The sequence below is a fragment of the Vibrio sp. 10N.247.311.14 genome (genome assembly GCF_041467715.1).
GTDB classification, from domain to species: Bacteria; Pseudomonadota; Gammaproteobacteria; order Enterobacterales; family Vibrionaceae; genus Vibrio; species Vibrio crassostreae_C.
The window spans coordinates 1-11,697 of the sequence record NZ_JBFSVE010000018.1 but is presented as its reverse complement, the minus strand read 5'-3'; the positions used below and the strand labels follow the sequence as shown (position 1 = coordinate 11,697).

10 protein-coding genes are annotated in these 11,697 nt (G+C 45.3%); 6 read left to right on the top strand and 4 right to left on the bottom strand.

The genetic code is table 11. The annotated features are described in order from the left end of the window. The first annotated feature begins 15 nt into the window (after positions 1 to 15). The 3 genes from menB to menE all read left to right on the top strand — a co-directional run bounded on the left by menB (position 16) and on the right by menE (position 3,466). Positions 16 to 882 (top strand): 1,4-dihydroxy-2-naphthoyl-CoA synthase, encoded by an 867-nt coding sequence (menB, locus tag AB6F11_RS08720; protein ID WP_017064079.1) that lies wholly within the window; start codon positions 16 to 18, stop codon positions 880 to 882. Between the two features lie 75 nt (positions 883 to 957). Next, positions 958 to 1,965 (top strand): o-succinylbenzoate synthase, encoded by a 1,008-nt coding sequence (gene menC, locus AB6F11_RS08715; RefSeq protein WP_017060171.1) that lies wholly within the window; start codon positions 958 to 960, stop codon positions 1,963 to 1,965. 64 nt (positions 1,966 to 2,029) lie between these two features. Then, positions 2,030 to 3,466, top strand: coding sequence for an o-succinylbenzoate--CoA ligase (gene menE, locus AB6F11_RS08710; RefSeq protein WP_017060172.1), 1,437 nt, complete (start codon positions 2,030 to 2,032; stop codon positions 3,464 to 3,466). A gap of 124 nt (positions 3,467 to 3,590) precedes the next feature. Here the strand turns inward: menE and nagE are convergent, their stop codons facing one another. Then, entirely contained in the window at positions 3,591 to 5,036 is a 1,446-nt protein-coding gene (gene nagE / locus AB6F11_RS08705) for an N-acetylglucosamine-specific PTS transporter subunit IIBC (RefSeq protein WP_170962372.1), read from the bottom strand. Between the two features lie 193 nt (positions 5,037 to 5,229). Between nagE and AB6F11_RS08700 the strand changes: the two genes are divergently transcribed. After that, positions 5,230 to 6,108, top strand: a complete 879-nt coding sequence (locus AB6F11_RS08700; protein WP_017064076.1) for a LysR substrate-binding domain-containing protein — start codon at positions 5,230 to 5,232, stop codon at positions 6,106 to 6,108. Between the two features lie 106 nt (positions 6,109 to 6,214). Continuing rightward, complete coding sequence (locus tag AB6F11_RS08695) at positions 6,215 to 6,382, top strand: hypothetical protein (protein ID WP_017060175.1); 168 nt, start codon at positions 6,215 to 6,217, stop codon at positions 6,380 to 6,382. Positions 6,383 to 6,515: 133 nt separating this feature from the next. On the opposite strand, the gene AB6F11_RS08690 is transcribed toward AB6F11_RS08695, so the two are convergent. The 3 genes from AB6F11_RS08690 to AB6F11_RS08680 form a co-directional block, all read right to left on the bottom strand. Further along, the gene (locus AB6F11_RS08690; protein ID WP_017060176.1) at positions 6,516 to 7,436 is read right to left on the bottom strand and encodes a YeiH family protein; all 921 of its coding nucleotides are present in this window, start codon (positions 7,434 to 7,436) and stop codon (positions 6,516 to 6,518) included. A gap of 146 nt (positions 7,437 to 7,582) precedes the next feature. After that, the gene (locus tag AB6F11_RS08685) at positions 7,583 to 9,457 is read right to left on the bottom strand and encodes an MFS transporter (RefSeq protein WP_102393521.1); all 1,875 of its coding nucleotides are present in this window, start codon (positions 9,455 to 9,457) and stop codon (positions 7,583 to 7,585) included. Positions 9,458 to 9,474: 17 nt separating this feature from the next. Beyond that, complete coding sequence (locus tag AB6F11_RS08680) at positions 9,475 to 10,065, bottom strand: TetR/AcrR family transcriptional regulator (RefSeq protein WP_102393520.1); 591 nt, start codon at positions 10,063 to 10,065, stop codon at positions 9,475 to 9,477. A gap of 196 nt (positions 10,066 to 10,261) precedes the next feature. Between AB6F11_RS08680 and AB6F11_RS08675 the strand changes: the two genes are divergently transcribed. Beyond that, a complete protein-coding gene (locus tag AB6F11_RS08675) occupies positions 10,262 to 11,170 on the top strand; it encodes a Tim44 domain-containing protein (RefSeq protein WP_017068945.1) in 909 nt (302 codons plus the stop codon). Positions 11,171 to 11,697: the final 527 nt, after the last annotated feature.

The following is an 11,697-nucleotide window of genomic DNA, read 5'->3' as shown; positions in this document are numbered from 1 at the left end:
ACAATGGGAATCATCATGGCTAAAACAGTAGGCATCACAGAAGAAGAACTTTACGCAGCCGTTAACTGGCGCGATGAAAGCAGTCAATATGAAGATATTCAATACCACAAGTCTGATGATGGTATTGCGAAAATCACGATTGCTCGCCCTCAAGTGCACAATGCGTTCCGTCCACAAACCGTAAAAGAGATGATCAATGCACTGGCTGATGCTCGTTATGACGAGAAAGTTGGCGTAATCATTTTGACTGGTCTTGGTGAGAAGGCGTTCTGTTCTGGTGGTGACCAAAGTATCCGTGGTGACTACGGCGGTTACCAAGATGACTCAGGTACGCACCACTTGAATGTACTTGATTTCCAACGTCAAATTCGCACTTGTCCAAAACCAGTTATCGCAGCGGTATCGGGTTGGGCAGTCGGTGGCGGTCATGTACTTCACATGATGGCAGACCTTACTATTGCAGCTGAAAACGCGCAGTTCGGTCAGACGGGTCCTAAAGTGGGTTCTTTCGATGGCGGTTGGGGTGCTTCTTACATGGCTCGTATCGTTGGTCAAAAGAAAGCACGTGAAATCTGGTTCTTGTGCCGCTTCTACGATGCACAAGAAGCACTGGACATGGGCCTTGTAAACACCGTTGTTCCTGTTGCTGACCTAGAAAAAGAAACCGTTCGTTGGTGTCGTGAAGTGCTTCAACACAGCCCAATGGCACTGCGTTGCTTGAAAGCGGCACTGAACGCTGACTGTGATGGTCAAGCAGGCTTACAAGAGTTGGCTGGTAACGCAACCATGATGTTCTACATGACAGAGGAAGGCCAAGAAGGCCGCAACGCATTCAACGAGAAACGTCGACCGGACTTCGACAAGTTCCCGCGTAATCCATAGTCTTTCTCCTCTTCAAAATGAGTCGCTAATAGCGGCTCGTTTTGTTTTGATGTTCCCCGTTTTTTAGGAAACTTTATGAACTCAGTGAATTCTCAGCGTCACGCTAAACTTTACCGTTATCAATTACCTATGGATAGTGGTGTGGTTCTTCGTGACAATAAGTTGAACGAACGTGTTGGCTATATCATCCAACTTGAGTGTGATGGTAAAACTGGTTTTGGCGAAGTTGCGCCTTTGCCCGGTTTTAGCCAAGAAGATGCCGAACAAGCTGGCATTCAGCTTCAACACGAATTAGAGCTTTGGAGCCACAATAAGCCTCAAACGCCTTTCGACGAGCTGTATCCTTCTGTCGCGTTTGGCTTTTCAATGGCGATGATGGAATTGCGAGGCGATCTTAACGCTCAAGGTAACTACCAAGCGGCGCCTTTGTGTACAGGCGATCCAGATGAACTGATTCCTGTATTGAATGAGATGGTAGGCGAGAAGGTCGCGAAAGTGAAAGTCGGCCTCTACGAAGCGATTCGCGATGGCATGTTGGTTAGCTTATTCCTTGAGTCGATCCCTGATTTGACTCTAAGACTTGATGCCAACCGTGCGTGGAAGCCAGAGAAAGCGAAGCAATTCATTAAATACATTTCGCCGTCAATGCGCCAGCGTATAAGCTTTATCGAAGAGCCTTGCCAAAAGCCAGAAGACAGTTTGGCCTTTGCCATTGACCATGGTGTGGCGATTGCGTGGGACGAGACACTGCAAGAAGCGGTGCGCAGCCCGGAATTTGATCTTAGCGACCTTACTGGTGTTAAAGCAGTCGTGATCAAGCCAACTCTTATTGGTTCTGTCGAGCGTTGCGTGGCAATCATTGAGCGAGCACAGAAGCTTGGAATGAAACCTGTATTGAGCTCAAGCATTGAGTCGAGCCTAGGTCTGACTCAGATTGCTCGTCTGGCGCAGCAATATTTGCCAAATGAAGTGCCGGGGTTGGATACGATTGGCTTGTTCAAGCAGCAGCTAGAGGTTTCTTGGCCGGGCTGTCAGTTGCCTGTCTCTACGCTTGAAAAGCAACAATTGATTTGGTCTTCTTAGACCGAGCTATTTGAATGGCTATTTAGTTAGCTTAACAAGTTCTTAATCTATTTTTGGTTATCATATGATGCGCCCACAATCTAATCATCCCCCGCTCTGGGTAAAGTGGGCGCAGCAAAACCCACTTCAACCAGCGTTAGTGACCACTCACCGCACTTATACTTGGCAGCAAGTGTTTGTGTTGGTTAGTGAGTACCAACAACAGCTATCTCATCAAGGCCTATCTGAAGGTGATGTACTGACGATTGTTGGTAAGAATCAAGCTGAAGTGATCCCTGTTTATCTTGCCGCACTCAATTTGGGTGTGGTTTGTGCGTTTACGATGCCTCAGCCTAGTTTACGCCTGAAGCAAAAGCTCGATTCCTTATATCAAGCAGATCAACAGAGCTACCTTTGGCTCTTGGGCAATAGCGGAATAGAGCAATCAGAGACTGCCGATTTGAATACTCAGTTGGTGACCTTGCCTTGCCTAAGTGAACTGAAGTTTGATGGTGATGATGAGCAGATAACGACACCTCAAGAATCCAATTTCAATCCGCAAAATCTAGCGAGCATCGTATTCACTTCAGGTTCTACCGGAAACCCAAAAGCGGTCGCTCATACACTTGAGCAGCACCTATGCTCTGCGTCAGGGCTGCTTGAGGTGTTTCGTTATCAACAAGGTGACACGTGGTTACTGAGTTTACCTATGTACCATGTGTCGGGGCTGGCGATAGTTCATCGTTGGTTGGCGGCTGGTGGTTGCATCAAAATAGGCACAGGTCAGCTTGAAACCGATATAGAAGAATGCAGTCATGCTTCATTGGTCGCTACTCAACTACATCGATTGTTAAAGAGTAAGCAAGCACTTACTTTAACGCATGTACTTTTGGGTGGTAGTCATATACCAGAAGCACTTGGGCTCGAAGCTCAACAAATGGGCATCGAAACATGGCTTGGATACGGCATGACTGAAGCGGCTTCAACCGTGACTGCGAAGCCCGTTGATGCCGGCAGCACCGCCGGTTTTGTCCTTAACCATCGCCAGCTAAAAATTGAAGAACAACGTATCTTTATTGGTGGCGAGACGCTCGCGTCCGGGTATTACTATCAAGGTAACTTAACGCCATTAGTTGATAAGAGCGGTTGGTTTGATAGCAAAGATCTTGGTGAGTGGCTTGGCGAACAAGTGTCGATTATTGGCCGTGCCGACAACCAGTTTATTTCTGGTGGTGAGAACATTCATTGCGAAGAAATTGAGCGAGTACTCAATCAATTGTCTGAGGTTAATCAGGCTTTTATTGTTCCCATTGAAGATGATGAGTTCGGATTTCGACCTGCAGCGATTGTCGATTGTGCTGAGTTGCCAACCAAAGAGTGGTTTATCGAGCAGTTAACTGGTCGTCTTGAACGGTTCAAATTTCCTATTGAGTATTATCGAATGCCTCAGCAGGAACAACATGGTATTAAGGTTTCGCGCGCTGGATTGGCGCAGTGGTTACAGCAGACCCGTTCTAAATAGAGCGAAGAGCAATAAAATGAAGCGCAATACACGGTGACTAGTCGTAATTGCGCTTCAGGGGGTTGTGACGGTGGTGAAGCCGTCACAAATTCTAATTATTTATCGTGTCATTCAAGATTTGGCGTTAAGCGAGTGCCTTCTTCATTTGTTCAGCGACTTTATCTACCTTACCTAGACCAATGATAACTTGTAGACCACCTTTCCCAACCGGTACCACACCTGCCGCACCGAGTTTCTTCAGTTTCTCGCTGTCTGCTGCACCTGAGTCTTTCACAGTTAAGCGTAGACGAGTAATACAGTTATCGACTTCTAGAATGTTGTCTGCACCGCCAACCGCTTCAATGTAGCTGTTGGTTAGGTTAGCCAATGCTTCTGGCGTTTCAGTTTCTTTTTCTGCTTCCATCTCTTCACCACGACCTGGAGTACGTAGGTTGAACTTGATGATAGCGAAGCGGAAAATACCGTAGTAAAGCGCGAAGAACACCACACCTTGAACCAGTAGCATGTACCAGTTAACCGCGAGTGGGTTTTGGCTTGATAGTACTAGGTCAACGAAACCAGCAGAGAAGCCGAAGCCTGCCATCCATTCCATGCTTGCTGCAATGTAAAGCGATAGGCCTGTTAATACTGCGTGCAGTAGGAACAACACGGGTGCTAGGAACATGAAGCTGAATTCTAGTGGCTCTGTGATACCCGTGAAGAATGAAGCCATAGCTGCCGCAAGCATGATTGCGAATACTTGGTTTTTGTTTTTCGCATCAGAACAGTGATACATCGCCAATGCTGCTGCTGGTAGGCCAAACATCATGATAGGGAAGAAGCCCGCTTGGTACATGCCAGTTTTACCTGGAATACCCGTACCGTTAGCGATAGATTGCGCGCCGCCTAAGAAGTTTGGAATGTCGTTAATACCAACAACGTCGAACCAGAACACAGGGTAAAGAGCGTGGTGCATACCTACTGATAGGAACAAACGGTTGAAGAAACCAAACAGACCAGCACCCACCGCACCCATGCTTTCTAGTTTAATACCCAGAACGATCAGAGCGTTGTAAACAGCTGGCCAGATGTAAAGTAGAGCAAAAGAGAGAGCCATACCTGCGATTGAGGTCAGGATAGGAACCAAACGCTTACCGCTGAAGAACGCTAGAGCTTGAGGAAGTTCAACCGTTGAGTAGCGGTTGTAGATCTCAGCAGAGATGATACCCACAATGATACCTACGAATTGGTTGCTGATTTTGCCAAATGCCGCAGGCACTTCACTGAGTTCAACATCCATTAACTGAGCAACAGAGCCCGGAGCAAGTAGCGTGGTGACGACGAGGAACATCACAAAGCCAGACAGTGCCGCAGAACCATTCTTATCACGGCTCAAACCAAATGCGACACCCACCGCGAATAGAACCGCCATGTTGTCGATGATCGCGCCACCAGATTTGATCAAGAATGCGGCTAAGATACTTTCAGAACCCCAACCAACAGGATCCAACCAATAGCCGATCCCCATAAGGATTGCTGCAGCTGGCAGTGTGGCTACGGGAACCATCAATGCCTTACCTACTTTTTGCATATACCCGAGTATATTCATATGTGCCCCTAAGTTTGTAATTAATTTTTTTAATGTTTCTGCTCGTCAACGTATGGAGTCAAATATTGATCGAGGCAGGATTTTAAGTAACTGCGGTTATTAAAAACTTATTTCTTGATGCAAACAAACGAAACGGGTAGTAGTATGAATTAAAATTTTTAATGCATGAGTTCGTATGGCTAACCATCAATCTTTACTTAGAAATCTTCATACTTTTAATGTTGCTGCAGAGAAAATGAGCTTTACGCTAGCGGCTAGAAAGTTGCATTTGACTCAGGGAGCCGTTAGCCATCGAATCAAAGTGTTAGAAGGTGAACTCGGATTTAACTTGTTTGTGCGAGGGACTCGTAAACTGGAACTAACGGAAGAAGGTCAGCGCTTTCAACGAACGTTATCCAAGTCGTTAAGCTCTATTTTTGGTGAGATCGAAGACATTACCAACACAGACTTGTATGGACAGATCAATATCGGTACCAGTCCTGCATTTGCCAACAGTTGGTTACTGCCGAGGTTGGCTGATTTTAAACAGCGATACCCAAAGTTTAATCTCAATATTTTCTCGCAAGAAGAGCAGGATTTTCATCAAAATCATCTCGATGTCGCTATTTACTATGGTGCTGAAAATCTCAAAGACATGCATCGACAGCGCCTGTTTGGTGAAAAGTATATTCCGGTATGTACACCGAGTTACGCGGCTGAACACGACATCTTTGATGATGGCTTAGAATCGCTGCACCGGATTAATTTCATTCATGCACTAGGGTCAGATGTATGGCAGCGTTGGATTAAACACCACGGCTTAGATGTGAACTTGTTTGAGCAATTTTACTGTGTGAGCCACCGGGATATGGGCGTAAGAAGTGCCCTCAGCAATATCGGTGTCGCGATGGGGCGCTATCATTTTGTTAAGCAGTATGTTCAGACTGGTGAGCTGATAACACCTTATCCGAGCATGGATACAGACCAAGGGTATGACTTAATCTGCCCGCTAGGCACGGAAAAACGCCCTAAGGTAAGAACCTTTATTAAGTGGTTAGAAGGGCAGTTGCGCTAGGTTAGTTAATTTAGCAATTAGATAGTTCAAAACAGAATTTATTATCTTTATAACCATCCATCATAATAAGCCATATAAATAACGGATTATAGAATAAGGTCTTATTATGAAAATTGCCCTCACCATTGCGGTTTTACTGCAGATAGGCCAAGCAATCATCTCGTCAGGGTTGACTCGTTCGTTGGCTGAGCTCACCGCATTTGTGTTGGTTGTGGTACTTGTTTTAATGAAAAGAGAGAGCAAGAAGAGTGATAAGCCCCTGTTTGATTCGTGATTGTTACAACAAAGAATACCCTTACCACAAACGATAAAGGCAAAGCCCATTGGAGCTTTGCCTTTTTGTTTTTCTGCTCGCTAACCCGAGTGTCTAGGTAACCAGACAATCATCTAAAGCGTTTCTATGCGGGCTAAGCGAGAGTTAACCACGCCAATGAACCCGTTGAGATCATGACCCACATTGTAATACCAAACATCAGTGGTTTCGGCCCTGCCGCTTTTAACTTCTCAACTGAAATACCACAGCCAATTAAGAACAAACACACGACCAGTGCTCGCTTAGACACATCAAAGATTCCTTGATAGACCATCTCAAATTGTGGCAGTAAGTCACTCACCGCGATAGCGGCGCAATAGAAGAAAATGAAGTAGGGAACCGTAATCTTCTTTTGATCGTTCTTGAAGATCATCGCACTAATTAAAGCGATTGGGATGATCCAAAGTGCGCGAGCGAGCTTCAATGTTGTCGCTGTCGTCAGTGCTTCTTCGCCATACGCTGAAGCTGCACCTACTACAGAAGACGTATCGTGAATCGCTATCGCTGCCCAAGTACCAAATGTTTGTTGGCTGAGCTCAAGCGCGTGACCAATCATCGGGAATAAGAATAGAGCAACCGAGTTCAACACGAATACGGTGGCTAATGCCAAGCCAATCTGTTCATCGTCTGCTTTGATCGCGGGTGCCACTGCTGCTATCGCGCTACCACCACAAATCGCGGTACCAGAAGATATAAGATAGCCCGTAGTGCGGTCTAGCCCCATTTGTTTCGCCAAGAACCAACCAATGACTAATGTACCGATAATCGTCGTTACAATGAGCCCAATACCATCGCCTGTTACTGCTAATGCTTTTTCAAACTGAATACCAAAACCCAAGCCAACAATAGAGTAGGCCAGTAGCTTTTTGGTAAGTTTGCCGACTTCCAAGTGTTCAGGGACTAATCCTAAACTAGCAAGCAGGAAACCGATAACCAGGGCTGTCGGTGAGCTAACCCAAGGCGTTAAGCAAAACAGTGCAGCAAGATAAAATGGAACGGACTTTTTTAGGTTCATTGTATTTAGAGTCTTGTTTTGTTGTGGCGTTATTGTGATGAGACCACTATACGTTCAATAAAATGATAAGTAAGTCTAAATGAATTGAACAAACGTTAAGGAAAACTTAACGCTTGTTCAACTGATATGAATAAAGGGCTGGTTAACTAGCGTAATGATCCGCGAAGGTCAGAGACTGACTGTCGAAGCGTTTCACAAGAGGCTTGTTTAGGTGAAATCGGCTCGCCAGCTTCTATCTCTAGCTTAGTCCAGAAGCGAGTGGGTAACCCTTTGCAGGCACGGCCTTTGTAACGACTAAAGTAGCTACCCCATAATCCTTTAAGAGCCATAGGAATCACTGGGACAGGGGAACGTTTGATGATCAGCTCCATACCACGCATGAACTCAGCCATTTCGCCATCAGAGGTGAGCTTTCCTTCTGGGAAAATACACACGATGTGATCTTCATGCAGGGCACGCTCTACTTCTTTGAAAGCGTTTCGAATCGAGTTGCGGTTGGTCGCGGAGATTGGAATCACCCCAGCTCTTTTCAAGAAGCGTCGAATTGGCGGCAACTTGGTGTAATCCTCTTCCATCACAAAACGGATCAAGCGAGGGCAAACCGCACTCAGCAGCAGTGCATCCATATAACTCACATGGTTGCAGACAATCAACGCACCGCCCTTTTCTGGCAGGTGATGTAAGTTCTTATGTTTAACTCTGTACATGGTGTGAGTGACCACCCACGTAAAGAAGCGGAAAGCGTAGATAGGCACCTGATAAAACAGGTACAGCATCACCAAAGTGTTGCCCACTGCGAGCAAGATAAACAGCTGCGGAATTGAAAGATCTAGAACACTAAGGCAAACAATACCTAATACCGCACTTCCCACCATGAACAGTGAGTTGTAGATATTGAGCCCGGCAATCACTTGGGCACGCTCGTCGGGCTTGGCACGTAACTGCATCAGTGAATACAGAGGAACAATAAAGACACCGCCAGAGATACCCAGAAGCAGAAGGTAAGCAAACAGTGGCCACAGCTCTGAGTAGGTTACGAATTGATGGAAAGAACTAAAGTCAGGCAAAGACTCCGGGATGGATATCGCCATCAGAAGACCGAAGATCGAGATACCTAAGCTGCCCATTGGCACGATGCCGATTTCAATTCGGTGATTAGATAACTTATCACAAGCTAAAGAGCCGATTGCAATGCCTACCGAGAATAGTGCCAGTAAAAAGGCGACGGAGCTTTCAGTGCCGTTTAGATGCAGTTTAGTGAAGTTGGGAAACTGAGTTAGGTAAGCCGCACCAAGGAACCAGAACCAGCTGATAGACATCAGAGCTTGAAAGGTCGGGCGATCTTTTTTTGCAATCGCCAGTGTCGCGCGGGTCAGTTTTACAGGTTGCCACTTTACTTTAAGGTCTGGTGCATTACTTGGCGCTTGTGGGATAAACCAGCTTGATACATAGCCAAGCACGGCGAACGAAACAATACACACCGCAGCAATGAGCTTCGCGCCTTCTTCAGATGCAATGATGCCTGCGCCGAGAGTACCAATCAGGATCGCTAAGAATGTACCTGTCTCGACGAGAGCGTTACCAGATACCAGTTCTTTTGTTTCTAATTGTTGTGGAAGCAGGGCGTATTTCACCGGGCCAAAGAAAGCACTCTGCGTTCCCATAAGGAACAGGAGCAGAAGTAATATTCCGTAGCTTTCGTAGATGAATCCGATCGCACCCAGTGACATGATCACTACTTCGAGGAGCTTAACTTTACGGATAAACCACGATTTTTCGTATTTGTCGGCCAGTACACCTGCTAAAGCTGAAAATAGGAAGAAGGGCAGAATAAAAAGGCCTGCGGCCAAATTAATGAATAGATTGCTGGAAATAGGCAGCGTGTCTACGCTTGCGAAAGCAACAAACAGTAACAGGACATTTTTGAATATGTTGTCGTTAAAGGCTCCTAGAAATTGGGTAATAAAGTAGGGTAGGAACCTTTTTTGCGTTAACAGCGAAGATTGGCTGCTGTTGTTCATTGTCTTTCCTTGGATGATTACCAGTTGGTTAAGTAGTTTGAGACTAGGTTATTGATCAGCTCTTTACCATCAATAGGCTCAGAGGCGAAAAATTTATCATCAACGCTAAGTAGAGTAATTCCGTGTACTCCAGACCATAATACACGGCTGGCTTTAACGACTTCGCTTTTCGTATGTTCAGGAGCAATCGCTACTAGCAACTGTTCTAGCATGCTTGTCATTCTATCGATGCGGTTCGATTGCCATTCAGGAAGGTTTTCACCGTTCATGTTGTGCTCAAAGATAAGCTGCCAACGGTGAGGGTGTCTCTGTGCAAAATCGTGGTAGCAGTAGGCAAGGTTGAATAGAGCTTGTTGAGGGTTGCTCGATTGTTCAACAGTTGCAGCGGATTCTGACGCCAGTTCATCTAATGTTTGAGCGACCACATGCAAAAGCAGTAGGTTGTAATTACCAAATACATTTACTAAGGTACTTGGAACGTAACCAATCATATTGGCGATTTTACGTAGACTTAGCTCGTGATAAGAGTGCTCTTCTAAGAAGTCGGTCACCGTTTTTAAGGTTAATTGCACTAATTGTTCGCGAGTATGATCGTTTCGTCTTGCCATGGGTACTTTCTATTAAATGAACATCGTTCAATATTTTAATGCTGCCCCAGAGTGCCGTCAATCCCTTCGCTAGTTTAGTAATCAATTAATAGCCGCAATATTATGATACATGTGTAAACACGGTGAATATTTCATTGTTCTTTGTTAACGAGTATGATTAAGGTGTCGAAAGATAAAAAACCTATAAAGGATAATAATGAAACGATTTTTCTCACTAGTCGCGATCCTGTTGGTAACAGTCGCGGTGACGCCAATCGCGGAAGCGAAAAAGTTTGGTGGTGGTAAGTCATTTGGCAAAAGCTTTAAAACGGCTCCAGCACCAAAACAACAAAACACGAATTCGATCCGTCAAGATCAAACAGGTAAGAACACAGCAGCTAACTCTAGCAAGAAAGGCCTTATGGGCGGTCTGCTAGGTGGTTTACTTGCTGGTGGTCTTTTAGCTGCATTCTTTGGTGGCGCATTTGAAGGTATCCAGTTCATGGATATTCTGATCATGGGTCTGATTGCTTTCCTAGCGTTTAAATTCCTACGCGGAATGTTGGGCGCGAAGCAGGGCTCAATGAATCAGCAGAATGCACGTGGCCAACAGCCAGCATTCGGCGGCATGGGTCAGAACAAGTTTGAACAACCTAAGCAACAACCAAATGTTCATAACTTCGAGCAAACACAACCTCAATCACAAGGCGCTGCTGGTGGTTTCGGTTTTGGTGCACAAAGCGATGTTCCACATAACTACCCACCGGGCTTTGATCAAGCGGCATTCATCAATGGTTCTCGTGAGCACTACCGTACACTGCAAGGTGCATGGAATCACAACGAGCTAAACACGATTGAAGAATACGTATCTCCAAGCCTATTTGAAGACCTAAAAGCTGAGCGTAATAAGCTAGACGGTGATCAGCACACAGACGTAATGTACGTTGATGCTGAAATCGTTCGCGCAGACCACGATGGTAGCAAAGCACAGCTAAGCCTTCAGTTTAGCGGTCGTTACCGTGACACAGCGGATGGCGTTGAAGAAGATATCACTGATATCTGGCATCTAGAGCGTGACCTAACAACTAACAATGCACCATGGTTAATTGTTGGTATTCAAGGTTAATTCCAGGATTTAACTCAACATCAATAGGATGTAGTTATTCGGAATGACACCAAATAATAGAAAGCCCCTGCTGAGAAATCAGCAGGGGCTTTTTTGCGTCTAATGATATGTATCTTAGTTAAAGATTGGATTAACCTGAGACTAACTAACTAACTAACTAACTAACTGATTTTATTTGGATGTAATGAGTAATGACAAAGTTCTTTGAACCCGTATTGGAGCCTGAGGTTGCTTTGCAGCAGAAACAGATAATTGCGAACGAATGCGAAGAACATGTATCGAGCAATTGTTTAGGCTGCGCTGCTTATCTGGTTTGTGAGCGTCATGCTGAAGTATGGGATCACTGATGTTTGAATGATTTAGCTCGATTAGTTATTTGTAGTAGCGGGTTAGTGTTTAGGAAGTTGAGGGTTGTTTTAGAAGACACGTTTAGTAAGAGATAAAGCTCAGAAACGAAAAAAGCCAACTCAATTGAAGTGACCCCGTAAAGTTGGACATTTCTGTTAAGCGGCTTTCAAGGCCTGAGT